The 23,577-nt window shown below is 61.8% G+C and carries 20 protein-coding genes; 13 read left to right on the top strand and 7 right to left on the bottom strand.

Annotated elements, in window-relative coordinates; all coding sequences use genetic code 11:
- Positions 1 to 17 precede the first annotated feature (17 nt).
- From PspTeo4_RS29625 to PspTeo4_RS29610, 4 genes are all read right to left on the bottom strand, one after another.
- Positions 18 to 1,379 (bottom strand): amino acid permease, encoded by a 1,362-nt coding sequence (locus PspTeo4_RS29625; RefSeq protein WP_322367150.1) that lies wholly within the window; start codon positions 1,377 to 1,379, stop codon positions 18 to 20.
- Between the two features lie 54 nt (positions 1,380 to 1,433).
- Positions 1,434 to 2,375 (bottom strand): AEC family transporter, encoded by a 942-nt coding sequence (locus tag PspTeo4_RS29620; protein WP_322367149.1) that lies wholly within the window; start codon positions 2,373 to 2,375, stop codon positions 1,434 to 1,436.
- Between the two features lie 217 nt (positions 2,376 to 2,592).
- Complete coding sequence (locus tag PspTeo4_RS29615; protein WP_016391130.1) at positions 2,593 to 3,153, bottom strand: response regulator transcription factor; 561 nt, start codon at positions 3,151 to 3,153, stop codon at positions 2,593 to 2,595.
- Positions 3,150 to 4,409, bottom strand: coding sequence for an ATP-binding protein (locus tag PspTeo4_RS29610; protein WP_322367148.1), 1,260 nt, complete (start codon positions 4,407 to 4,409; stop codon positions 3,150 to 3,152). The genes PspTeo4_RS29615 and PspTeo4_RS29610 overlap by 4 nt, the downstream gene beginning before the upstream one ends.
- Before the next feature lie 202 nt (positions 4,410 to 4,611).
- Here PspTeo4_RS29610 and PspTeo4_RS29605 point away from each other — a divergent pair, with 202 nt between their 5' ends.
- The 9 genes from PspTeo4_RS29605 to PspTeo4_RS29565 all read left to right on the top strand — a co-directional run bounded on the left by PspTeo4_RS29605 (position 4,612) and on the right by PspTeo4_RS29565 (position 16,193).
- Positions 4,612 to 5,328 carry an SIMPL domain-containing protein gene (locus PspTeo4_RS29605; RefSeq protein WP_322367147.1) on the top strand — a complete coding sequence of 239 codons (717 nt, stop codon included), beginning with the start codon at positions 4,612 to 4,614 and terminating at the stop codon, positions 5,326 to 5,328.
- A gap of 301 nt (positions 5,329 to 5,629) precedes the next feature.
- On the top strand, positions 5,630 to 7,255 hold the full coding sequence (locus tag PspTeo4_RS29600; RefSeq protein WP_322367146.1) for an ABC transporter substrate-binding protein: 1,626 nt from the start codon (positions 5,630 to 5,632) through the stop codon (positions 7,253 to 7,255).
- Positions 7,256 to 7,379: 124 nt separating this feature from the next.
- Positions 7,380 to 8,972, top strand: a complete 1,593-nt coding sequence (locus PspTeo4_RS29595) for an ABC transporter substrate-binding protein (RefSeq protein ID WP_322367145.1) — start codon at positions 7,380 to 7,382, stop codon at positions 8,970 to 8,972.
- A 256-nt stretch (positions 8,973 to 9,228) separates the two neighbouring features.
- Positions 9,229 to 10,554, top strand: coding sequence for an OprD family porin (locus PspTeo4_RS29590; RefSeq protein ID WP_416197002.1), 1,326 nt, complete (start codon positions 9,229 to 9,231; stop codon positions 10,552 to 10,554).
- Positions 10,555 to 10,627: 73 nt separating this feature from the next.
- A complete protein-coding gene (locus tag PspTeo4_RS29585) occupies positions 10,628 to 12,223 on the top strand; it encodes an ABC transporter substrate-binding protein (protein WP_322367143.1) in 1,596 nt (531 codons plus the stop codon).
- A 75-nt stretch (positions 12,224 to 12,298) separates the two neighbouring features.
- Complete coding sequence (locus tag PspTeo4_RS29580) at positions 12,299 to 13,309, top strand: ABC transporter permease subunit (RefSeq protein ID WP_322367142.1); 1,011 nt, start codon at positions 12,299 to 12,301, stop codon at positions 13,307 to 13,309.
- 10 nt (positions 13,310 to 13,319) lie between these two features.
- Positions 13,320 to 14,246 carry an ABC transporter permease subunit gene (locus tag PspTeo4_RS29575; RefSeq protein WP_322367141.1) on the top strand — a complete coding sequence of 309 codons (927 nt, stop codon included), beginning with the start codon at positions 13,320 to 13,322 and terminating at the stop codon, positions 14,244 to 14,246.
- Positions 14,247 to 14,256: 10 nt separating this feature from the next.
- Positions 14,257 to 15,225: an ABC transporter ATP-binding protein gene (locus PspTeo4_RS29570; RefSeq protein WP_322367140.1), complete on the top strand. Its 969-nt coding sequence runs from the start codon at positions 14,257 to 14,259 to the stop codon at positions 15,223 to 15,225.
- Complete coding sequence (locus PspTeo4_RS29565) at positions 15,225 to 16,193, top strand: peptide ABC transporter ATP-binding protein (RefSeq protein ID WP_322367139.1); 969 nt, start codon at positions 15,225 to 15,227, stop codon at positions 16,191 to 16,193. Before PspTeo4_RS29570 ends, PspTeo4_RS29565 begins: the two co-directional genes overlap by 1 nt.
- 121 nt (positions 16,194 to 16,314) lie before the next feature.
- Here the strand turns inward: PspTeo4_RS29565 and PspTeo4_RS29560 are convergent, their stop codons facing one another.
- Positions 16,315 to 16,548, bottom strand: a complete 234-nt coding sequence (locus PspTeo4_RS29560) for a hypothetical protein (RefSeq protein WP_322367137.1) — start codon at positions 16,546 to 16,548, stop codon at positions 16,315 to 16,317.
- 670 nt (positions 16,549 to 17,218) lie between these two features.
- Positions 17,219 to 17,746, bottom strand: a complete 528-nt coding sequence (locus PspTeo4_RS29555; protein WP_322367136.1) for a hypothetical protein — start codon at positions 17,744 to 17,746, stop codon at positions 17,219 to 17,221.
- Positions 17,747 to 17,980: 234 nt separating this feature from the next.
- Between PspTeo4_RS29555 and PspTeo4_RS29550 the strand changes: the two genes are divergently transcribed.
- From PspTeo4_RS29550 to PspTeo4_RS29535, 4 genes are all read left to right on the top strand, one after another.
- Complete coding sequence (locus PspTeo4_RS29550; protein WP_322367135.1) at positions 17,981 to 18,790, top strand: nuclear transport factor 2 family protein; 810 nt, start codon at positions 17,981 to 17,983, stop codon at positions 18,788 to 18,790.
- Between the two features lie 63 nt (positions 18,791 to 18,853).
- Positions 18,854 to 20,260 (top strand): FAD-dependent oxidoreductase, encoded by a 1,407-nt coding sequence (locus tag PspTeo4_RS29545; protein ID WP_322367134.1) that lies wholly within the window; start codon positions 18,854 to 18,856, stop codon positions 20,258 to 20,260.
- A 32-nt stretch (positions 20,261 to 20,292) separates the two neighbouring features.
- Positions 20,293 to 20,634: a cupin domain-containing protein gene (locus PspTeo4_RS29540; protein ID WP_322367133.1), complete on the top strand. Its 342-nt coding sequence runs from the start codon at positions 20,293 to 20,295 to the stop codon at positions 20,632 to 20,634.
- A 52-nt stretch (positions 20,635 to 20,686) separates the two neighbouring features.
- Positions 20,687 to 21,766: a polyamine ABC transporter substrate-binding protein gene (locus tag PspTeo4_RS29535; RefSeq protein ID WP_322367132.1), complete on the top strand. Its 1,080-nt coding sequence runs from the start codon at positions 20,687 to 20,689 to the stop codon at positions 21,764 to 21,766.
- A 117-nt stretch (positions 21,767 to 21,883) separates the two neighbouring features.
- Here the strand turns inward: PspTeo4_RS29535 and PspTeo4_RS29530 are convergent, their stop codons facing one another.
- Positions 21,884 to 23,467, bottom strand: coding sequence for a peptide chain release factor 3 (locus PspTeo4_RS29530; RefSeq protein WP_322367131.1), 1,584 nt, complete (start codon positions 23,465 to 23,467; stop codon positions 21,884 to 21,886).
- Positions 23,468 to 23,577: the final 110 nt, after the last annotated feature.

Below are 23,577 nucleotides of genomic sequence, written 5' to 3'. Positions count from 1 at the left end.
ATAGGGCCGAGGCAGACTCACGCCTTGCCTTGCTGTGCCTTCTTCATTTTAAACGCCACCCACAACACCGCGATCCACGCCGGAATCAGCATCACCGAAATACGAATCGGCGGGGTCAGGTACATCACCACCAGAATCAGCGCGATGAACGCCAGGCACAGGTAGTTGGTCACCGGGTGCCCCCAGCTGCGGTAGAACGGGTTGATGCCCGCCGCCAGCTTGGCCTTGCGGAACTTCAGGTGGGTGATGCTGATGCTGGCCCAGTTGATCACCAGCGCCGACACCGCCAGCGCCATCAACAGGCCAAAGGCCTCGCCCGGCATCAGGTAGTTGATCAGCACGCACATACCGGTGGCGAACGCCGACACACCCAGCGCCGTCAGCGGCACGCCACGGCGGCTTACCTTGAGCAGCTGGCGCGGTGCATCGCCCTGGCTGGCCAGGCCGAACAGCATGCGGCTGTTGGCATACACGCAGCTGTTGTAGACCGACAGCGCAGCCGTCAGCACCACGATGTTGAGGATGGTGGCGACCAGATCGCTGTCCAGCTCATGGAAAATCATCACGAACGGGCTACCGCCCTGCACGACCTTCTGCCATGGGTACAGCGACAGCAGTACCGCCAGCGCACCGATATAGAAAATCAGGATGCGGTAGACCACCTGGTTGGTGGCCTTGGGGATGCTATGGCGCGGGTTGTCCGCCTCGGCGGCGGTAATGCCCACCAGCTCCAGGCCACCGAACGAGAACATGATCACCGCCAGGGCCATGATCAACCCGGTCACGCCATTGGGGAAGAAGCCGCCGTACTGCCACAGGTTGGCCACGCTGGCGTCCGGCCCGCCATGGCCGCTGCTCAACAGCCAGGCACCGAAGCCGATCATGCTGACAATGGCCACCACCTTGACCAGCGCGAACCAGAACTCCATCTCGCCATAGACCTTCACCTGAGTCAGGTTGATGGCGTTGATCACGACGAAGAAGATTGCCGCCGTGGCCCAGGTCGGGAAGTCCGGCCACCAGTACTGCACGTAGATGCCCACGGCCGTCAGTTCGGCCATGCCCACCAATACGTACACCACCCAGTAGTTCCAGCCCGAGACGAAGCCCGCGAACTCGCTCCAGTACTGGTGGGCGAAGTGGCTGAAACTGCCGGCGACCGGCTCTTCGACCACCATCTCGCCGAGCTGGCGCATGATGAAGAAGGCCATGAGGCCAGCGATGGCATAGCCCAGCAGCACGGACGGGCCGGCCAGCTGGATGGTTTGGGCAATGCCCAGGAACAGCCCGGTGCCGATGGCCCCGCCCAGCGCGATCAGCTGGATATGGCGATTCTTCAGCCCGCGCTGTAACCGCTCGGGCGTGCTCTGGTCTTGCATGAAGTGTCCTTTAGTCAGGAGGCAGTGTTGTTGGAGTTGTTTGCAGTCAAGGATCTAGATCCATCCGCCCCACTGCAAGATGAAAATGCCGATATTGGTGGTAATCGCCGCCAAAAGCGTGGTGATCACGATGATCGAGGCCGCCAGCTCATGATTGCCGTTGGCCGCCCTGGCCATGACATAGCTGGCCGCCGCGGTCGGGCTGCCGATGTAGAGGAACAGGATACCCAGCTCGGCGCCGCGGAAACCGCAAAACCAGGCCCCCAGCGTGCCGATCAACGGTAGCCAGACCATCTTCACCAGGCTGGCGTCTATCGCCAGCTTGCCGCTGTCACGCAGGGCCGCCAACGACAAGGTACCGCCGATGCACATGAGCGCCAGCGGCAGGGTCATCTGCGCCAGGTAATCGCCCGAGGTCAGCAGCCAATTGGGCAGCGGCACCTGGCCGTAGGCCATGGGGGTGGCCACCAGCACGCTGATGATCAACGGGTTGCTGAAGATGCTCTTGCAGATGCTCCAGGGGTCGGACTTCAGGTCCGGGCTGTACACCGCCAGCACCACGGCCGACAGCGAGTTGTACATGAGGATGACCAGCCCCGCGAGCACCGCACCCAGCGAGATGCCGTAGTCGCCGTACAGGCTGGCCGCCAGGGCCAGGCCGATGACCCCGTTGTTGCCGCGAAACGCCCCTTGGGTGTAGATACCCCGGTCAGCTAGCGGACTGCGCCAGATGGCCATGCCCCAGGACACGGCAAAACCGACCAGGGTGGCGGCGACGAAGTAAAGGATCACGCCAGGTTTGACCGCCGAAGCCAGGTCGGCATGGTAGATGCCGAGGAACAGCAGCGCTGGCATGCAGACGTTGAATACCAGCTGAGAGGCGACGCGGTTGAAGTTGTCGTCGATCAGGTGGATGCGTTTGAGCAGCACGCCCATGAACAACATGGCAAACACGGGGGCCGTGATGTTCAGCGTCTGGATAAGAAGGGCGAGCATGCGCTAGCGATCCTGGGAGGGGGTTGCCGTTAGGGGGCTAATGATACGCCAACGGCTTGGAGTTGCGGGGATCGGGTGCGATAAAGAGAAATTTCTGTCGGAGTCGGCCCATTCGCGGGTAAACCCGCTCCCACAGGCTCTGCACAGGTTTTGAGACTTGTGAGGTATCTGTGGGAGCGGGTTTACCCGCGAAAGGGCCGGTACTGTCTGCCAAGAATCAGCGTCGAACCGGCCGCTTCTGCAGCTTGCGCTGCAAGGTCCGCCGGTGCATGCCCAGCGCCCGCGCAGTGGCGGAAATGTTGCCTTCGTGCTCGTTCAGCACGCGCTGAATGTGCTCCCACTGCAAACGGTCCACCGACATCGGGTTTTCCGGCACCAGGGTATCGAGGTCGGTGTGCTCCGAGAGCAATGCCGCCAGCACATCGTCAGCATCGGCTGGTTTGCACAGGTAATTGCAGGCCCCGCGCTTGACCGCCTCGACCGCAGTGGCAATGCTCGAGTAACCGGTCAGGATCACCACGCGCATTTCCGGGTCCAGCTCCAGCAGCTTGGGCAGCAGCACCAGGCCGGAGTCGCCTTCCATCTTCAGGTCCAGCGTGGCGTAGTCCGGCAGGTCCTGCTGGGCCAGAATCAGCCCTTCTTCGGCGGAGCTCGCAGTGCTTACGCGAAAGCCCCGGCGGCTCATGGCGCGGGCCATGACCCGAGTGAAGGTGGCATCGTCATCCACCAGCAACAGGTGCGGCAGTTCTTCGCCTTCGACCTGGTTTTCTTCGCTCATATTTCATCTCCTCGCTTGCCATGGGGCAGGCGCAGTTCGGTCAGGGTGCCACCCTGTTCATGACTATAGAGTTTCACCGAACCGCCCGCACGGGTCACGCTGGCCTTGCTCAAGAACAGGCCCAGGCCGAAGCCTTTGCCCTTGGTGGTGATAAACGGTTTGCCGATGGCCTCGGCAATGGCCGGCGGCACGCCAGGGCCATGGTCACGGATGCTGATGACGATGTCCTGGGCGTCCCAGTCCAGACGCACCTCCAAGTCATCCGGGCAGGCATCGGCGGCATTGTTCAGCAGGTTCAACAGGGCCTGGGTCAGGTCTGGCGGTGGGGTCAGGCGAGGCACCTTGCCGTCACGCAGGCGCTGGAACCGGTAACTGGTTTCCGGACGCATCAGGTGCCAGCGGTTCAGCGCCTCGTCGAGCCAGGCGGTCACGTCCTGCTCGACTACCGCCATACGGCGGTTGGCCTCGGCCGCGCGCACCAGTTGCTGCAAGGTTTCCTTGCACAGTTTGACCTGGTCCTGAAGGATCTGCAGGTCTTCCTGCAGCAACGGGTCCGAATGGTCCTGACGCATTTCGTTAAGCAGCACGCTCATGGTCGCCAGCGGCGTGCCCAGCTCATGGGCAGCACCCGCCGCCTGCGTGGCCACGGCCAGCAACTGCTCGTCGCGCAGGCTATCCTCGCGCCGCTCGGAACGCAGCTGTTCCTGACGGCGCAGCTCTTCGGCCATGCGTGCGGCGAAGAATGTGATGACCGCCGCGGCCAGCGCGATGCTCAACCACATGCCGTACACCTGCATCTTGTCCCGTGCCATCGGCAGGCCTTCGAGCGGGTAGAACTGCACCAGCAACAGGCTGTAGGCCGTCAGGGCGATGCCGGACAGAATCAGTGAGTAGAGCCACGGCAGGGTCACTGCGGCAATCGCCAACGGCACCAGGTAATACGACACGAACGGGTTGGTCGAACCGCCGGAGTAATACAGCAAGGCGCTGTGAATCAGCAGGTCGCAGGCCAGCTGCAGGGCGTATTCCAGTTCGGTGACCGGTAGCGACAGGCGCAAGCGCAGCGCGGTGAACGCGCACAGGATGGACGACAAGGCCAAGGTCGCCGCCAGCGAGAGCCAGGGCAGCGGCAGCAGTTCGGTCCAGTAGGCAACGCCCACCGAGCCGGCCTGGGCAGCCAGCACCAGCACGCGAATGACGGTCAGGCGCCAGAGATTCTGACGTGTAGCGGATAGCGGTTGTACGGCGGCGAGCATGCGCTCTCCCGATGAGTGCTCCAGGAAAATCGGCTGGAGTATACCGAAGCCAGGCGCCTCGCTGCAGCGATGCGGCAAAGCGCCACACTTTGTCACAGGTTCATGATGGCACTTTTGAACCCACTACACTGTTGCCGGTCTGATGGGCCATGCGTGGAAAGGAACGCCCAATTCCACGCCTTTTATTGCCAAGGAGTCCTACATGCAAATTTCCCGTCGCGGCGCCGCCCTGATCCTGTCCTGCGGCCTGGTCGCCAGCTTGCCCGCCCTGGCAGCCGATGAGCCGCGCTACAACCAGGTGTCGTTGCGTGCCGAAGTCAGCAAGGAAGTGCCCCGCGACCTGATGGTGGTGACCCTGTACAGCGAAGCGCAGAACACCGACCCAGGCAAGCTCGCCAAGCAGATCACCGAGACGCTGAACAAGTCCATCCAGCAAGCCCGTCAGGTCAAGGACGTGAAGATCAGCCAAGGCAGCCGCAACAGCTACCCGGTGTACGACAGCAAGGGCCAGAAGATTACCGGCTGGCGCGAACGTGCCGAGCTGCGTCTGGAGAGCGCCGACTTCCCGGCCCTGTCGCAACTGACCGCCGACCTGTTGCAGGACATGAAGATGGGCGGCATGGACTTCTCCATCGCCGCCGCCACCCGCAAGGCCAGCGAAGATGCCCTGCTCAAGGACGCCGTCGATGCCTTCAAGGCTCGCGCCCAGTTGGCCACCGAAGCCTTGGGTGGCAAGGGCTACAAGGTCGTTAGCCTGAACCTCAACAGCAGTGGCTACCCTCGCCCGTACCTGCGCAGCGCGCCAATGGCGATGAAGGCCATGGGTGCTGATGAAGCCGCGCCAGCGCCGGACATCGAGGCGGGTACCAGCGAGGTCAGCATGAACGCCGATGGCTTGATCGAAGTACAGATGCCCTGAGGCTTCCCTGGGGGCGCTTTGCGCCCCCATCTCGTTATTTCAGACATTTCCCACGCACCAATAAGGTGCTTCCTACACACCCCCGCTTCCCGAAACACTCAGCAAAAAGCCATCATTTAGCCTGCGCAAACGTTCAACTTCGCCGAAAGTTATACCAATGCGACATCCATGTACGCTCGTACTACTTTTCTGACGCCAACTATCCTCCTGACTGTTGCATTGGGAATACCCCCTGCATAAGTATCCGCAGGTCGGCTCACGAGGCCACCTCAACTCAAAAAATGACAACAATGAGGCCACCATGCTCAAACACGCAGTCATTCCGTTCCTGCTCGGCGCAGGCTTGCTAGCCGGCGCCCCGCTCGCCCACGCAGCGTCCAACCTGGTGTTCTGCTCCGAAGGCAGCCCGGCCGGTTTCGACCCTGGGCAATACACCACAGGAACCGACTTTGACGCCTCGGCTGAAACCGTGTTCAACCGCCTGACCCAGTTCGAACGCGGCGGTACCGCGGTCATCCCGGGCCTTGCGACCAAGTGGGAAGTGTCTGACGACGGCAAGACCTACACCTTCCACCTGCGTGAAGGGGTCAAGTTCCACACCACCGACTACTTCAAGCCAACCCGCACCTTCAACGCTGACGACGTGCTGTTCACCTTCAACCGCATGCTCGACAAGGACCATCCGTTCCGTAAGGCCTACCCCACCGAATTCCCGTACTTCACCGATATGGGCATGGACAAGAACATCGCCAAGGTGGAGAAACTCGACGAGCACACCGTGCGCTTCACGCTCAATGATGTCGATGCTGCGTTCATTCAGAACCTGGCCATGAGCTTCGCCTCCATTCAATCGGCCGAGTACGCCGACCAGTTGCTCAAGGAAGGCAAGGCCGCCGACATCAACCAGAAGCCCATCGGCACCGGTCCGTTCGTGTTCAGCAAGTACCAGAAGGACGCGCAGATCCGCTTCAAGGGCAACAAGGACTACTGGAAGCCTGAGGACGTGAAGATCGACAACCTGATCTTCGCCATCACCACCGATGCCTCGGTGCGCATGCAGAAGCTGAAGAAGAACGAGTGCCAGGTCACGCTGTTCCCGCGCCCCGCCGACATCGAGCCGCTGAAGGCGGAAAAGAACCTGCAGATGCCACAACAGGCAGGCTTCAACCTCGGCTACATCGCCTATAACGTGATGGACAAGGTCAAGGGCAGCAACGAGCCCAACCCGCTGGCCCAGCTCAAGGTCCGCGAGGCCCTGGACATGGCCGTCGACAAGAAGAAGATCATCGAATCGGTCTACCAGGGCGCCGGTCAGCTTGCCGTAAACGCCATGCCTCCGACTCAGTGGTCCTACGACGACAGCATCAAGGATGCCGCCTACGACCCGGAAAAGGCCAAGCAGCTGCTCAAGGAAGCCGGCATCAAGGAAGGCACCGAGATCACCCTGTGGGCCATGCCGGTGCAACGCCCCTACAACCCCAACGCCAAGTTGATGGCCGAGATGCTGCAGTCCGACTGGGGCAAGATCGGTATCAAGGCCAAGATCGTCAGCTACGAGTGGGGTGAGTACATCAAGCGCTCCAAGGGCGGCGAGCAGGGCGCGATGCTGATTGGCTGGAGTGGCGATAACGGTGACCCGGACAACTGGCTGGGCACCCTGTATGGCTGCGATGCCATCGACGGCAACAACTTCTCCAAGTGGTGCTTCAAGCCTTATGACGACCTGATCAAGCAGGCCAAGGCCACCTCCGACCAAGGCAAACGCACCGAGCTGTACCAGAAGGCGCAGCACATCCTCAAGGAACAGGTGCCGATCACCCCGATCGCCCACTCCACCGTGTACCAGCCGATGAGCGCCAAGGTGAAGGACTTCAAGATCAGTCCATTCGCGCTGAACTCGTTCTACGGCGTCAGCGTGGACAAATAGCACCGGGCATCCTCGCCCCTTCCCATATATGCAGCCCACCTCGACGCTACCCGCGTCGGGGTCGGGTCCCTGTTGCCGCAATTCGTACCCCGAGGCGGCGAAAACAGCTGGAAAAGGAACCGCCATGCGCCACGCCACCCGTCTTTCGACCCTGCTCGCCCTTGGCCTGATGACCCAGGCCCCTGCTCTGCAAGCCAAGAACCTGGTGTTCTGCTCGGAGGGCAGCCCGGCAGGTTTCGACACGGCCCAGTACACCAGTGCCACCGACAACGACGCCGCCGAACCGATCTACAACCGTCTGGTCGAGTTCGAACGCGGCGGCACGGCGGTACACCCCGCCCTGGCTACCAAGTGGGAAGTTTCCGATGACGGCCTGCGCTACACCTTCCACTTGCGTGAAGGGGTCAAGTTCCACAGCAACAAGGCCTTCACACCAAGCCGCGACTTCAACGCCGACGACGTACTGTTCACCTTCAACCGCATGCTCGACAAGGCGCATCCGTTCCGCAAGGCCTACCCCACCGAGTTTCCCTACTTCGTCAGCATGGGCCTGGACAAGAACATCGCCCATGTCGAAAAAACCGACCCGCACACAGTCGTGTTCACCCTGAACAAGGTCGATGCCGCGTTCATTCAGAACCTGGCGATGAGCTTCGCCTCGATACTTTCCGCCGAATACGCGCAGCAGCTGTTGACCAGCGGCCGCCCCAGCGACATCAACCAGCAGCCGATCGGCACCGGCCCGTTCGTGTTCCAGCGCTACCAGAAAGACTCGCAGATCCGCTTCAAGGGCAATCCGGCCTACTGGGCACCGGATGAGGTGAAAATCGACAACCTGGTGTTTTCGATCAACGTCGACCCTTCTGTACGTATCCAGAAGCTGCGCCGCAACGAATGCCAGGTCACCCTGCACCCGCGCCCGGCTGACCTTCCGGGGCTCAGGGGCGACGACAAGCTGCAGGTGCTTCAGCAACCGGGCTTCAACCTCGGCTACATCGCCTACAACACCCAGCACCCACCGTTCGACCGGCTGGAAGTGCGCCAGGCCATGGACATGGCGGTGAACAAGCAGGCGATCCTCCAGGCGGTGTATCAGGACTCCGGCCAGCGGGCGGTCAACGCCATGCCGCCGACCCAATGGTCCTACGACGAATCGATCAAGGATGCCCCGTACGACCCGGCCAAAGCCAGGACCTTGCTGCAACAGGCCGGGGTCAAGGAAGGCAGCGAAATCACCCTGTGGGCCATGCCGGTACAGCGCCCCTACAACCCCAACGCCAAGCTCATGGCCGAAATGCTCCAGGCTGATTGGAGCAAGCTTGGCTTCAAGGTGCGCATCGTCAGTTACGAGTGGGGCGAGTACCTCAAGCGCATGAAGAGCGGTGAGCACGACATCGCCCTGATCGGCTGGACCGGTGACAACGGCGACCCGGACAACTGGCTCGGTACGCTCTACAACTGCGATGCCATCGGCAGCAACAACTACTCCCTGTGGTGTGACCCGCAGTACGACAGCCTGGTGAAAAAAGCCAAGCAAGTCACCGATCGCGCCGAGCGCACAGCGCTTTACCAGCAAGCCCAGCAGCGCCTCAAGCAGCAGGTACCGATCACCCCGGTGGCGCATTCCACGGTCAACCAGCCGATCAGCGCCAAGGTGGCCGACTTCCGAGTCAGCCCATTCGGGCGCAATGACTTTTCCGGTGTGAGTGTGGATTAAGCAAGGGCCCCATCGCCGGCAAGCCGGCTCCTACAAAAGCCAACAGTTCCCCGGAATCTGTGGGAGCCGGCTTGCCGGCGATAAGGCCGGTAAAGGCAACGAACATGCCCGGCGATCCCGTGGCAACCCTGGCAACACCGCAGCAAATACCCCAGCCCACAAGGCCTGGTGATAACTAAAAGAAAAGAAAGGGAGCTTTACTTTGATACGTTTCACGATAACCGCACTGGCCTTATCCATTGGCGCCTTCTCCGCCATGGCCCAGGCCGACACCCAGAGCCAGGACTACGTCCCGTTCAGCCTGAAAACCACCAGCGAACAAGACGAGGCCAAAGGCTTCATCGACGGCCAGAGCCTGTCCGGCAGCACTCGTAACTGGTACGCCCGCGAACGCGCCACCCGCGCCCCGCTGTTCAAGTACTACAAGAGCGACGGCACCCGTCACGCCACCCATAGCCGTGACAACTGGCTGCAAGGCACCATCCTCAACTACAGCTCGGGCTTTACGCAGGGCACCGTTGGCTTTGCCGTGGAAGCCGCTGGCTACAACGCCATCGCCCTGGAACAAGGCCGAGCGGCAGTGGCCGGCCCCAACAACCGTACGCTGACCCATAGCGACGGCGACCCCATCGGCCAGTGGAGCAAGATGGGCCTGGCCAACGTCAAGGCGCGGGTGTCCAACACCACCCTCACCGTGGGCCGCCAGTCCGTCGACACGCCCATGATCGCCTACATCGGTAACCGCGCCCTGCCGTCGAGCTTCCAGGGAGCCTTCCTGCACAGCGCCGAGTTCGACAACCTGTCGTTCGATATCGGCACCTTCGACCGGGTTTCCCCGCGTACCGAACAGAGCCTGAGCAAGTTCCGCAGCGAGTACAGCGCCACCGGCGTCGAAACCGACCGTGCCAGCACCACCGGGGTCAACTACCAGCCGTTCAAAAGCCTGACCACCAGCCTGTACGCCACCAAGGTCGATGACTTCTGGAACCAATACTACTTCGGCGCCAACCATGTGCTGGGTGACAGCGCGGTGCTGAGCCTTTCCACCGGTCTGAACTACTACAAGACCGTGGACGAAGGCAGCAAGAAGATGGGTGACATCGACAACGACACCTACAGCCTGTCGTTCGGCCTGACGCACCAGGCCCACACCCTCAGCGCCTCCTGGCAGCAAGTGAACGGCAACGAGTACTTCGACTACCTGCACGAGACCAACGGCATTTACCTGGCCAACTCGCTGCTGTCGGACTTCAACGGCCCGAACGAGAAATCCCTGCAGATTTCCTACGTGCTGAACATGGCGCCCTACGGCGTGCCTGGTCTGAAGTTCAACCTGTACAACGCCCGTGGCTGGGGCATCGACGGTACTCACTACCGCGGCACCGCCTACGACGTGAACGGCCTGGACGGCGAAACCCATTACGAGTGGGGCATCGGCACCAGTTATGCGGTGCAGAGCGGCCCGCTGAAAGACACCAGCATCCGCGCCACCTACACCGCGCACCGGGCCAGCAAGGCCCAGGGCGATGGCAGCCTGGACGAGCTGCGCATCGTCACCACCATTCCGTTCAACATTCTGTAACCGCTGACGCCACGGCCCGTTCCGCCCCGGGCCGTGGCGGCTACGCTGGAAACAATGCCAGCAGGGAGTTCACATGAAATCGCTACCGCTCCGCGCTGCCCTCGCAGCGGTCATTCTGAGCAGTGCCACGCACCTGGCGGCCAAGCCGCTGGTGGTGTGCACCGAAGCCAGCCCGGAAGGCTTCGACATCGTCCAGTACACCACAGCGGTCACCGCCGACGCCTCGGCCGAGACCGTGTTCAATCGCCTGGTCGATTTCAAGCCCGGCACCACCGACATTCAGCCGGCCCTGGCCGAACGTTGGGACATCTCGCCAGACGGCCTGACCTACACCTTCCACCTGCGTGAAGGCGTGAAGTTCCACACCACCGACTACTTCAAGCCGACCCGTGACTTCAACGCCGACGACGTGCTGTGGAGCCTGCGTCGCCAGCTCGACCCGAACCACCCCTGGCACGACAAGACCAGCGTCGGCTACCCCTATTTCGAGAGCATGGCCTTCAAGGAGCGGCTCAAGTCGGTGGACAAGACCGACGACCATACCGTGGTCATCACCCTTACCCGCCCGGAAGCACCGTTCCTGCGCGACATGGCCATGGCCTTCACCTCGATCTACTCCGCCGAATACGGCGACCAGTTGCTCAAGGCAGGCAAGACGGCCGACCTGAACAGCAAACCCATCGGCACCGGCCCCTTCATCTTCCAGCGCTACAACAAGGACGCCCAGGTTCGCTACAAGCCCAACCCGGACTACTTCCGCGGCAAGCCACCGGCCGATGCGCTGATCTTTGCCATTGCCACCGACAACAACGTGCGCCTGCAAAAACTGCGTGCCAACGAATGCCAGGTCGCGCTGTACCCCAAGCCTGATGACATCCCGTCGATCAAGGCCGACCCCAAGCTCAAGGTCGCCGAGATCGAAGCGCTGGTCACCGGCTACATCTCGATGAACACCGAGCACAAGTACCTGAGCGACGTGCGCGTGCGAAAGGCGATCAACATGGCCTTCGACCGCCAGACCCACGTTGACCAGCTCTTTGGCAAAGGCAACGCCCTGGTCGGCGTCAACCCCTACCCACCGACCATGATCGGCTTCAACACCGACAACAAGAACCCGCCCCACGACCTGGCCAAGGCCCGTGAACTACTCAAGCAAGCCGGCGTGCCGGAAGGCACAGTGATCAACCTGTTCACCCGCAACGGCGGCGGCCCGACCAACCCCAACCCGCGCCTGTCGGCCGAAATGCTGCAAGCGGACCTGGCCAAGATCGGCATCAAGCTGGACATCCGCGTGATGGAATGGGCCGAGATGCTGCGCCGCGCCAAGAAAGGCGAAGCCGACCTGGTGTCCACCGGTTGGGCCGGCGACAACGGCGACCCGGACAACTTCCTCAGTCCCCTGCTCAGCTGCGACGCCGCCAAAAGCGGCGAGAACTACGCCCGCTGGTGCAACCCGAAATTCCAGGAGCTGATCACCCGCGCCCGCGAAGTGATCGACAACGACGAACGCGCAAGGCTCTATGCCGAGGCATTGAAGGTGTACGATGACGATCAACCCTGGATCAGCATGGCCCATCCGAAGATGTTCACCGCCATGCGTGACACCGTGGAGGGTTACGTGATCAACCCTCTGACCAACAACAACTTCGCCACCACCAAGGTGAAGTAGAACAACAACGACCGCCGGGACCCCACACGGGCACCGGCGGCACCGCCGTAACCGGCTGATGAGGTACCTCCGACAATGTTGAGTTTTATTGCCCGGCGTCTAGGCCTGCTGATTCCGACCTTCTTCGGTATCACCTTGCTGACCTTCGCGCTCATACGCCTGATCCCCGGCGACCCGGTGGAAGTCATGATGGGCGAGCGCAGGGTCGACCCCGAAATGCACGCCCAGGCCATGGAGCGCCTGGGCTTGAACAAGCCCCTGCCGGTCCAGTACCTGGACTATGTCGGCAAGCTGGCCCAGGGTGACCTGGGCGAGTCGCTGCGTACCCGCGAAAGTGTCTGGAGCGAGTTTCTAACCCTGTTCCCGGCCACCCTTGAGCTGGCCTTCGCTGCCCTGGTGTTCGCCGGTGTCGTCGGCCTGCTGGCCGGGGTGATCGCGGCGCTCAAGCGGGGCTCGCTGTTCGACCACGGGGTGATGGGCATCTCGCTGGCCGGCTATTCCATGCCGATCTTCTGGTGGGGCCTGATCCTGATCATGTTCTTCTCCGTGAGCCTGGGCTGGACGCCCGTGTCCGGGCGCATCGACCTGCTCTATGACATCGAGCCGAAAACCGGCTTCATGCTCATCGACACCCTGCTCAGCGACGAGGAAGGGGCGTTCAAGGACGCCGTGATGCACCTGATCCTGCCCGCTATCGTGCTGGGCACCATTCCGCTGGCGGTAATCGCCCGCATGACCCGCTCGTCGATGCTTGAAGTGCTGCGCGAAGACTACATCCGCACCGCCCGCGCCAAGGGTCTGTCGCCGGCCCGCGTGGTCTTCGTGCACGGCCTGCGCAACGCCCTGATCCCGGTACTGACGGTGTTCGGCCTGCAGGTAGGTACCTTGCTGGCCGGTGCGGTGCTTACCGAAACCATCTTCTCCTGGCCGGGCATCGGCAAATGGCTGATCGAAGCCATCGGCGCCCGTGACTACCCCGTGGTCCAGAACGGCATCCTGTTGATTGCCTGCCTGGTGATTCTGGTCAACTTCGTCGTGGACATCCTCTACGGCTTGGCCAACCCACGCATCCGTCATCAGCGCTGAGGTCTTCGCCATGACTAGCCCAATTCCGAAATCCGTGACACCGGTCAGCCCGGTGGACCAAAGCCTGCTCTACCCGTCACCGTACAAAGAGTTCTGGCAAGCCTTCTCGCGCAACAAAGGCGCCGTGATGGGCCTGGCCTTCATGTGCCTGGTGGTGTTCTGCGCGTTGTTCGCCCCGTGGGTTGCCCCGCATGACCCAAGCGAGCAATACCGCGACTTCCTGCTCACCCCGCCGGTATGGCTCGAAGGCGGCACCTGGCAGTTCATTCTCGGCACCGACGAACTGGGCCGCGACCTGCTCTCGCGGCTGATCCAGGGCGCCCGGCTGTCGCTGCTGATCGGCCTGTCGTCGGTGGTGATGTCACTGATCCCTGGCATTCTGCTGGGCCTGTTGGCCGGGTTCTTCCCGCAATTGCTTGGCCCTTCGATCATGCGCCTGATGGACGTGATGCTCGCGCTGCCGTCGCTGTTGCTGGCCGTGGCCATCGTCGCCATCCTCGGCCCAGGCCTGATCAATACCGTGATCGCCATCGCCGTCGTTTCGTTGCCATCCTACGTGCGTCTGACCCGCGCAGCGGTGATGGGCGAGCTGAACCGCGACTACGTGACCGCCGCCCGCCTGGCAGGTGCCGGGCTGCCACGGCTGATGTTCGTCACGGTGCTGCCCAACTGCATGGCACCACTGATCGTGCAGGCCACCTTGAGTTTCTCTTCGGCAATTCTCGACGCTGCAGCGCTGGGCTTCCTTGGCCTGGGTGTGCAGCCGCCCACCCCCGAGTGGGGCACCATGCTGGCCTCGGCCCGCGACTACATCGAGCGCGCCTGGTGGGTGGTGAGCCTGCCCGGCCTGACCATTCTGCTCAGTGTGCTGGCAATCAACCTGATGGGCGACGGCCTGCGCGATGCGCTGGACCCGAAACTCAAGAACGCCGCCTGAGGAGAACGCCATGTCACTGTTGCAGATCAACAACCTGAACGTGCGCTTCGGCGACGCCAACGCGGTCCCTGTGGTGGACGGCCTGGACCTGTCCGTGGAGGCTGGCGAGATCCTGGCCATCGTCGGCGAGTCCGGCTCGGGCAAATCGGTGACCATGATGGCCCTGATGGGCCTGATCGACGCCCCTGGGCGCATCACCGCCGACGCCCTCACCTTCGACGGCACCGATATGCTCAAGCTCAGCGGCCGGCAACGGCGCAAAGTGGTGGGCAAGGACATCGCCATGGTCTTCCAGGACCCGATGACCGCACTCAACCCCAGCTACACCGTGGGTTACCAGATCGAAGAGGTGCTGCGCCAACACCTGGGCCTCAAGGGCAAGGCGGCCCGCCAGCGTGCTCTGGAGCTGCTCAAGAAAGTGGAAATCCCGGCCGCCGAAAGCCGCCTGGATGCCTACCCGCACCAGCTGTCCGGCGGCATGAGCCAACGGGTGGCGATTGCCATGGCGATTGCTGGTGAGCCCAAGCTGCTGATTGCCGACGAGCCGACCACCGCCCTGGACGTGACCATCCAGGCGCAGATCATGGAACTGCTGGTGAACCTGCAGAAAGAGCGCAACATGGCGCTCATCCTGATCACCCATGACCTGGCCGTGGTGGCTGAAACCGCCAAGCGCGTGTGCGTGATGTATGCCGGCCAAGCCGTGGAAGTGGGCCAGGTGCCGGAGCTGTTCGACGTCCCTGCGCACCCCTACAGCGAAGCGCTGCTGGCGGCGATCCCGGAGCACAGCATCGGTGCCGAACGCCTGGCCACGCTGCCCGGTATCGTCCCGGGTCGCTATGACCGCCCCGTCGGTTGCCTGCTGTCACCGCGCTGCCCCTACGTGCAGGAAAACTGCCGCCGCCAGCGCCCGCCCCTCGATCCCCAGGCGCATGGCCTGGTGCGTTGCTTCTACCCGCTGAACCAGGAGGTGGCGTGATGGCCGTCGTTCTATCCGCTCGGGAGCTGACCCGGCATTACGAAGTCTCCCGCGGCCTGTTCAAAGGCCACGCCCTGGTACGTGCGCTCAATGGTGTGTCGTTCGAACTGGAAGCCGGCAAGACCCTGGCCGTGGTCGGTGAGTCCGGCTGTGGCAAGTCCACCCTGGCCCGTGCCCTGACCCTGATCGAAGAGCCGTCCTCAGGCTCGCTGCAAATCGCCGGCACCGAGGTGAAAGGCGCCAGCAAGGCCGAGCGCAAGCAGCTGCGCCGCGATGTGCAGATGGTGTTCCAAAGCCCCTATGCCTCGCTGAACCCGCGACAGAAGATCGGCGACCAGCTGGCCGAGCCGCTGCTGATCAATACCTCGCTGAGCAAGGCCGAACGCCGTGAGAAAGTGCAGAAGATGATGGAGCAAGTGGGCCTGCGCCCCGAGCACTATCAGCGCTACCCGCACATGTTCTCCGGTGGCCAGCGCCAGCGTATCGCCCTGGCCCGGGCGATGATGCTGCAGCCCAAGGTGCTGGTGGCGGACGAACCGACATCGGCGCTGGACGTGTCGATCCAGGCACAGGTGCTGAACCTGTTCATGGATTTGCAGAAGGAGTTCAACACAGCGTATGTGTTCATCTCCCACAACCTGGCGGTGGTACGCCATGTGGCGGATCAGGTGCTGGTGATGTACTTGGGCAGGCCCGCTGAGATGGGGCCGAAGGAGGACATCTACGAGAAGCCGCTGCACCCGTATACCCAGGCATTGTTGTCGGCGACGCCAGCGATTCACCCTGACCCGCTGAAGCCGAAAATCCGCATTGCCGGTGAACTGCCCAACCCGTTGAACCCGCCGGATGGCTGCGCGTTTCACAAGCGTTGCCCGTATGCGACGGAGCGGTGTGCCAAGGAAGTGCCCGCGCTCAGACAGGTCGGCACCCGGCAGGTGGCCTGCCATTACGCCGAGCAGTTTCTCTAGTCCCGCGTGAAGTTCTTCGCGGGTAAACCCGCTCCCACAGGTGCTCTGTCGCATTCAAAAGCGGCGCGGTACCTGTGGGAGCGGGTTCACCCGCGAAGGGCCGCACAGCGGCCCCGTTGCCTCAGTGCATGAAGAACCAGATCAAAATAATCACCGGAATCGGCACACCTATCATCCACAGCAGAATCGAGCGCATGGCCTTTCTCCCAACAGGGTTGTGAGCAAGAACAATGCAGTGTCTGTACCAATCGATCTCCTGGAGTGGCGCCTGCTGATTCAGCAGCTTACGAAGCGATAGCTGCCCGGCATCGTGCAACGTGCACGAAACCCCAATGGTCGCCAGGGCTTTCTGCAAGGTATCTCGATCCGACAGCCCTACCGAGACGCAGGTACATCCCAATTGCCATCTGACCGGCGCTTGAGTTGTTGAGAATTGCCGCCTAAATCGGTCAACAAACCCGTACGCCGGTCGAGTGACCGACCGCCCGGATACACGGTGTGCCCGCTGGCGTGAGAGACACGCCCGTCTGGGTGGGACAATGTAGTTTCCTTACCGATCGAGCCATCCGGATATTTGGCAGTCCCATTCACAAGATGATGATATGCACCTACATGACGAAATACATATCTACCCAGTTCATCCAAGTAGATTTCTGTGCCGGGCACCTCATCATCCATCACCCTTTCACCCCAGCCAGATGAGGACGGCTGCCTCGGTCCAAGCTCGCCATTTTCAAGCAGTAAACCCGACGAGAGTCTGAACACGGTCCCCAAAAGGCTTCTACCCAACCGTCTATTCTCTTCCAGCGGCTCGCCTGGAAACATCCAGAGCCCACTGCCGATGGGCTGAAGACCTTCAGGGTCAAAACCCGCCTCTACAGGCTGCCACTCCCCGTTGCGGTCCCGCACTTCCCAGGTAGGGGCTGCTGACGGTGCGTTACTCAGAGGGTTAACAGATAGCGTTTGAAACATATGACTCGACTCCCGTGATTACCCTTCAACACATCACTCGACAGTAAGTTTACTTAAAGGCTAACCACCACCTGGCCATTTTCGTCAAACTCTCCTTGCACTTCTGCACCCTCGGCCAACTTCACCACTCTGGTCGCCCGGTTATAAGAAGCACCGTTCGGATACTTCACATTTCCATCGGGAGTCGACACGCTGCCATCAGGGTGTTCTATTTTCTTGTCCGTGGCAATCGAACCATCTTTATAGGTAAATGTGCCGTCTGTGTTTTTCTGGCTTTCGGCAGGATGCTTGAATCGGTTACCCTGAATTTCATCGACGACCAGCGTGACGGCAACCGGCGCGATAAAATGTTCCAAAAACTCTTTGCTCGCCTGTGAAACAGCGCCTTTCAACAGGCGTCCTCTGGTTCTTCCGCCTGCACCGCCTAGCTGGGGTCGCTTGACCCTGCGAAACCGCCCAGCCAACCTTGCGGCAGCATGGGTTGGTGCGTCTGGATCAAAAAACCCAGAAATAATGACCCAATCACCTTTAGGGTTCAGTATTTCCCACTCACCTTCTTTGAGTTCGTTAATATCGGACATGTCAGCTACCTGTACGTTAAAAATATTGAGGATCGATAACACTGCAGGCTATTCAACAGCGGGCAAGGCCCACCCTTCAGTAGTTACCCAATCGAAAGTAAAGCTCGGCGCCTCATAAACCCACCCGTAATGAATTCCTTGATAGCGCCCATTGCTCGAAAACATGCCGCCCCGTGCGCTTGAATAGAAATACCGATTGATGCAGTCTTGTACTATCAATCTTGAAATGCGGATATGCCCGCCATGCTCCAACCCGACGGCCCAGAACAAACTGCCTCGACCAAAGAGACCGTGCTGCGCTACCACCTGTGCTGGAAACACCGCGACCTCGACGGCGTGATTGCGCTCTACCACCCGCAAATCCAGTACCACGACTTCTTCCAGAACCGCGTACTTGGCTACGCTGAGCTGCGCGATTACGTGCGCGCCTGCCTGCCCCATGAAGCCGGCGAAGATATCGTCCACAGCGACCGCATCCGCGTGGATGGCTGTACGGCGTTCATTCAGTATCAAGTGACGGTGCAGGGCGGCGAAGGCCTGGTGGCCTTTCAATCGAGCGAAGCCATCACCGTAAAAGACGGGTTGATCTGGCGGGTCAACGAGTACGCCACGCTCGTGCGCCAGGGCCACAAAGGCACTAGTGGCAATGGCCCGCGCCCGGCCACTAGCCGCCTGGGCTTGTCGCCACGGCAACTGTCGACCATGGCCCAGGACCTGGAACACTACTTCCAGCGCCAACGCCCCTACCTCGACCCCGAGTTGGACCTGCAACAAGTCGCCGATGCCAGCGGCTACAGCCGCAACCAGATTTCCTACCTGCTCAACCAGGTGCTCGGCCAGAGCTTCTACCGCTACGTCAACCAGGCCCGCCTGCAACACCTGATGGCCAGCCTGGAAGGCACAAGCGCCGAAGCCCCGGTCGACGAACTGGCTTTCAATGCAGGCTTCAACTCGCTGTCAGCCTTCTACAAGTGTTTTCGTGAACACACAGGCCTTTCGCCCAAGGCCTACCTCAAGCAAATTTCCCTGCGTGCACGCACGTAAGACAGCGATTGCCCAACGCCACTAGCATCGGCCACAGACCTTGACGGATGTGGAGTCGTACCGATGCAACCCCTGCGCACGATCAGCCTGTGGATGGACCAGCTCGACGAGCCACTGTGCGCTCGCCCGGCCCTGCGCAGCGATATCGAGGTCGACGTGTGCATCATCGGCGCTGGCTACACCGGCCTGTGGACCGCCTACTACCTCAAGCGCCAGGCACCGCAGCTGAACATCGCCGTGATCGAGGCCAACATCGCCGGCTTCGGCGCTTCCGGGCGCAACGGTGGCTGGCTGATGGGCAACCTGCTGGGCGAAGACCGCCTGCTGGCCGCACTATCGCCACAACAGCGCCGCGCCAGCATCGACCTGCTGCACGACATTCCCGATGAGGTGCACCGCGTGTTGCAGCGCGAGGCCATCGACTGCGACTACCGCAAGGGGGGCGTGCTGTATTGCGCCGCCCGCTACCCGGAACAGGAACGCAGCCTGCGCGCCTACCTGGACGACCTCTACCGCCAGGGCATGACCAAAGACGACTACCACTGGCTAGGCGCCGAACAACTCGACGCCCAACTGCGCGTGAGCAACGCCTACGGCGCGATCTACAGCCCGCACACCGCGACCATCCAACCGGCCAAGCTGGTGCGTGGCCTCGCCCGAGCGGTGGAGAACCTGGGTGTCCCCATCTACGAAAATACGCCGGCCATCGACTGGCATCCCGGCGAAGTGCGAGCACCGCTGGCGCGAGTCCGCTGCCAGTGGATGGTGCCTGCCGTAGAGGGCTACGCCGCCAGCTTGCCGCCGCTGGGCAAGCATCAACTGCCGGTGCAAAGCTTGCTGGTGGCGACCGAGCCACTGCCCGAATCGACCTGGGAACAGATCGGTCTTTCCCAAGGGCAAGCCTTCAGCGAGAACAGCCGCCAAGTCACCTACGGCCAGCGCACCGCCGACGATCGCCTGGTGTTCGGCGCCCGCGGCGGCTACCGCTTCGGCGGCCGACTGCGCGAGGACTTCAGCCTGAACGACGCTGAAATCGAATTACGCCGCTACCTGTTCAGCGACCTGTTTCCTCAGCTCAAGCACGTACGCATCACGCATTCCTGGGGTGGCAACCTGGGCATGGCCCGGCGCTTCCGCCCGCACATGCTGTGCGACCGCCAGCGCGGCATCGCCCTGGCCGGCGGTTACGGTGGCGAGGGCGTCGGCGCCACCAACCTGGGCGGACGTACCTTGGCCGCGCTGATTCTCAACCAGCACAACGAACTGACCGCCCAGCCGTGGGTGCTGGACAACCGCCCATTGTCGAGCCTGGCCAGCTGGCCACCCGAGCCCTGCCGCTGGCTGGGCTACAACGCCATCATCCAGAGTTTCGTCCACGAGGACCGGACCCTCGCCAACCCCGCCAGCGCGCCCTGGAGGCGGCGCCTGGCCAGCTCGCTTGCGGACTTCATGGAAGGCTTCATGCACTGACTTCCCTCAACCCCAAACAGGATCCACCGGTCATGAGCATCACCCAGTTCAAACACACCGACAGCGCCATCCTGGACACCTCCAACCCGGTCGCCGTGCCCATCGGCGAGCCTGTTGCCGTTACCTCGGTGACCTGCGTCGAACGCAGCGATGGCGTCGAGACTGGCATCTGGGAGTGCACCCCCGGGCGCTGGCGGCGGCAGATCGTGCAACAGGAGTTCTGCCACTTCATCAAGGGCCGCTGCACCTTCACCCCCGATGGCGGCGAGGCCCTGTACATAGAAGCCGGAGACGCACTGATGCTACCGGCCAACAGCACCGGCACCTGGGACATCCTGGAGACCGTGCGCAAGACCTACGTTCTGATTTTCTGATCCGCTGATCGCCTGCCTTCGATAACAACAGACAAAGCAAGGTATTCCCGACATGCGCACGTTCCTCATCGCTCCCCTGATGCTGGCCGCCAGCGTGGCCAGCGCCGCTGATACTGTGAAGATCTACAACTGGTCCAGCTACGTTGCCCCCGACACCCTGAAGAACTTCCAGCAAGCCACGGGCATCGTTCCTACCTACGACGTCTACGACAGCAACGAGACCCTCGACGGCAAGCTGATGACCGGTAACTCCGGCTACGACGTGGTGTTTCCCTCCAACCACTTCATGGCCCGGCAAATCCAGGGCAAGGCCCTGAAGAAGCTGGATAAATCGCAACTGCCCAACTGGCACAACCTCAACCCGGTGCTGCTCAAGGCCCTTGAAGTGAACGACCCGGGCAACCAGTACGGTTTCCCGTACCTGTGGGGCAGTACCGGCATCGGCTACAACATCGACAAGGTCAAGGCAGTGCTTGGCGACAACGCGCCAGTCAACTCATGGGACCTGATCTTCAAACCCGAGTACATCGGCAAGCTGAAAAGCTGCGGCGTCGCAGTGCTGGACAACGGCCCCGAGCTGCTGCCCATCGCCCTGCACTACTTGGGCCTGCCCACCCACAGTCAAGACCCGAAGGACTACGACAAGGCCAAGGACCTGCTGATGAAGGTACGGCCTTACATCAGCTACTTCCACTCGTCCAAGTACACCGGTGACCTGGCCAATGGCGATGTCTGCGTGGTGGTCGGTTTCTCGGGGGATGTGCTGCAGGCGAAGAACCGTGCCGAGGAGGCGAACAACGGGGTGAAGGTGGGGTATTCGATTCCCAAGGAAGGCGCGCCCATGTGGTTCGATATGGTCGCCATGCCGGCTGACGCGCCGGATGAAAAGGCCGGGTATGCCTACATGAACTACCTGCTGCGGGCAGATGCCATGGCCAATATCAGCAACTTCGTGCAGTACGCCAACGGTAACCAGAAGGCCGACGAGTTGGTGGAGCCGGCGATGAAGGCCAACACCATGATTTACCCGAGCGACGAGGTGATGGGCAAGCTGTATGCGCTGGAGGCGATGCCGGCGAAGATCGACCGCATTCGCACGCGGATCTGGACCAGTATCAAGGCCGGAAACTGATTTCAGGCCTGATGCGAACCCTGTGGGAGCGGGTTCACCCGCGAATGCGATGTTGAATCTACCGACGCATTCGCGGGTAAACCCGCTCCCACAGGGGTCAGGAGCAGGCTCTGGAAATCAATGGTGCTCGCGGGTCGCGCGGAACTTGATGTCCGGCCAGCGCTCTTCCATCAGCGACAGGTTGACCCGAGTCGGCGCCAGGTAGGTCAGGTGACCGCCACCGTCGATGGCCAGGTTCTCCATGGCCTTGTTCTGGAATTCCTCGAGCTTCTTCTTGTCGTCACAGCTGATCCAGCGTGCAGACCATACGGTGATCGGCTCGTAGGCGCACTCGACCTTGTACTCTTCCTTCAGGCGGCTGGCGACCACGTCGAACTGCAGCACACCAACGGCGCCGAGGATGATGTCGTTGCTGCGCTCAGGGAAGAACACCTGGGTCGCACCTTCCTCAGCCAACTGCTGCAGACCCTGGCGCAGTTGCTTGGATTTGAGCGGGTCTTTCAGACGCACGCGGCGGAACAGTTCCGGCGCGAAGTGTGGAATACCGGTAAAGCCCAGCGCTTCGCCTTCGGTGAAGGTGTCACCAATCTGGATGGTGCCGTGGTTGTGCAGGCCGATGATGTCGCCGGCATACGCCTCTTCCAGCTGCTCACGCTCGGAGGAGAAGAAGGTCAGCGCATCGCCGATACGCAGGTCCTTGTTGATTCGCACGTGGCGCATCTTCATGCCCTTCTCGTACTTGCCCGAGCAGATGCGCATGAAAGCGATACGGTCGCGGTGTTTCGGGTCCATGTTCGCCTGGATCTTGAACACGAAGCCGGTGAACTTCTCTTCGATCGGCTCCACGGTCCGCTCGTGGGCGACACGGCCCAGCGGGCGCGGCGCCCAGTCGACGACCGCGTCGAGCACGTGGTCGACACCGAAGTTGCCCAGCGCGGTACCGAAGAACACCGGGGTCAGCTGACCGTTGATGAACTCGTCCTGGTTGAACTCGTGGCAGGCGCCCTGAACCAGCTCCAGCTGCTCGACGAACGAATCGTACTGGTCGCCCAGGTGCGCGCGGGCCTCATCGGAGTCCAGCTTCTGGATGATCTTGGCTTCGGTGCGCTCGTGGCCGTGGCCCGGGGTGTAGACCACGATGTAGTCGCCGGTCAGGTGGTACACGCCCTTGAAGTCGCGGTAGCAACCGATCGGCCAGGTGATCGGCGCGGCCTTGATCTTCAGTACCGCTTCGATCTCGTCGAGCAGTTCGATCGGGTCGCGAATGTCGCGGTCGAGTTTGTTGATGAAGCTGACGATGGGCGTATCGCGCAGACGGCAGACATCCATCAGGGCGATGGTACGTGGCTCTACACCTTTACCGCCGTCGAGCACCATCAGCGCCGAGTCAACCGCGGTCAGGGTGCGGTAGGTGTCTTCGGAGAAGTCTTCGTGGCCTGGGGTGTCGAGCAGGTTGATCATGTGCTCGCGGTACGGGAACTGCATCACCGAGGTGGTGATGGAGATGCCGCGCTGCTTCTCCATTTCCATCCAGTCGGAGGTGGCGTGGCGGTCGGACTTACGCGACTTCACGGTACCCGCGACGGAAATCGCCTTGCCCATCAGCAGGAGCTTCTCGGTGATGGTGGTCTTACCGGCGTCGGGGTGGGAAATGATTGCGAAAGTGCGGCGCTTCGCGACTTCGGCGGCCTGGTTGGTCATGGGAAATCGCCTGACTGGGGGATTTAAAAGGGGCGATATCATACCTGAAGTTGGGCGGGTACCAAAATCCTGGCGCATGCCGCCGGTCTTTCATCGCATCCGAGATCGAG

Origin of the sequence: Pseudomonas sp. Teo4 (assembly GCF_034387475.1) — a bacterium.
In the GTDB taxonomy this organism is placed as follows: domain Bacteria; phylum Pseudomonadota; class Gammaproteobacteria; order Pseudomonadales; family Pseudomonadaceae; genus Aquipseudomonas.
Note: the sequence above shows the minus strand (reverse complement) of the source record. Positions and strands in the feature narration are given on the sequence as shown.

What these genes read in the sequence shown, in the direction of transcription:
- PspTeo4_RS29625 (WP_322367150.1), bottom strand. Translation starts at nt 1,379, where the DNA reads ATGCAAGACCAGAGCACGCCCGAGCGGTTACAGCGCGGGCTGAAGAAT.
- PspTeo4_RS29620 (WP_322367149.1), bottom strand. Translation starts at nt 2,375, where the DNA reads ATGCTCGCCCTTCTTATCCAGACGCTGAACATCACGGCCCCCGTGTTT.
- PspTeo4_RS29615 (WP_016391130.1), bottom strand. Translation starts at nt 3,153, where the DNA reads ATGAGCGAAGAAAACCAGGTCGAAGGCGAAGAACTGCCGCACCTGTTG.
- PspTeo4_RS29610 (WP_322367148.1), bottom strand. Translation starts at nt 4,409, where the DNA reads ATGCTCGCCGCCGTACAACCGCTATCCGCTACACGTCAGAATCTCTGG.
- PspTeo4_RS29605 (WP_322367147.1), top strand. Translation starts at nt 4,612, where the DNA reads ATGCAAATTTCCCGTCGCGGCGCCGCCCTGATCCTGTCCTGCGGCCTG.
- PspTeo4_RS29600 (WP_322367146.1), top strand. Translation starts at nt 5,630, where the DNA reads ATGCTCAAACACGCAGTCATTCCGTTCCTGCTCGGCGCAGGCTTGCTA.
- PspTeo4_RS29595 (WP_322367145.1), top strand. Translation starts at nt 7,380, where the DNA reads ATGCGCCACGCCACCCGTCTTTCGACCCTGCTCGCCCTTGGCCTGATG.
- PspTeo4_RS29590 (WP_416197002.1), top strand. Translation starts at nt 9,229, where the DNA reads ATGGCCCAGGCCGACACCCAGAGCCAGGACTACGTCCCGTTCAGCCTG.
- PspTeo4_RS29585 (WP_322367143.1), top strand. Translation starts at nt 10,628, where the DNA reads ATGAAATCGCTACCGCTCCGCGCTGCCCTCGCAGCGGTCATTCTGAGC.
- PspTeo4_RS29580 (WP_322367142.1), top strand. Translation starts at nt 12,299, where the DNA reads ATGTTGAGTTTTATTGCCCGGCGTCTAGGCCTGCTGATTCCGACCTTC.
- PspTeo4_RS29575 (WP_322367141.1), top strand. Translation starts at nt 13,320, where the DNA reads ATGACTAGCCCAATTCCGAAATCCGTGACACCGGTCAGCCCGGTGGAC.
- PspTeo4_RS29570 (WP_322367140.1), top strand. Translation starts at nt 14,257, where the DNA reads ATGTCACTGTTGCAGATCAACAACCTGAACGTGCGCTTCGGCGACGCC.
- PspTeo4_RS29565 (WP_322367139.1), top strand. Translation starts at nt 15,225, where the DNA reads ATGGCCGTCGTTCTATCCGCTCGGGAGCTGACCCGGCATTACGAAGTC.
- PspTeo4_RS29555 (WP_322367136.1), bottom strand. Translation starts at nt 17,746, where the DNA reads ATGTCCGATATTAACGAACTCAAAGAAGGTGAGTGGGAAATACTGAAC.
- PspTeo4_RS29550 (WP_322367135.1), top strand. Translation starts at nt 17,981, where the DNA reads ATGCCCGCCATGCTCCAACCCGACGGCCCAGAACAAACTGCCTCGACC.
- PspTeo4_RS29545 (WP_322367134.1), top strand. Translation starts at nt 18,854, where the DNA reads ATGCAACCCCTGCGCACGATCAGCCTGTGGATGGACCAGCTCGACGAG.
- PspTeo4_RS29540 (WP_322367133.1), top strand. Translation starts at nt 20,293, where the DNA reads ATGAGCATCACCCAGTTCAAACACACCGACAGCGCCATCCTGGACACC.
- PspTeo4_RS29535 (WP_322367132.1), top strand. Translation starts at nt 20,687, where the DNA reads ATGCGCACGTTCCTCATCGCTCCCCTGATGCTGGCCGCCAGCGTGGCC.
- PspTeo4_RS29530 (WP_322367131.1), bottom strand. Translation starts at nt 23,467, where the DNA reads ATGACCAACCAGGCCGCCGAAGTCGCGAAGCGCCGCACTTTCGCAATC.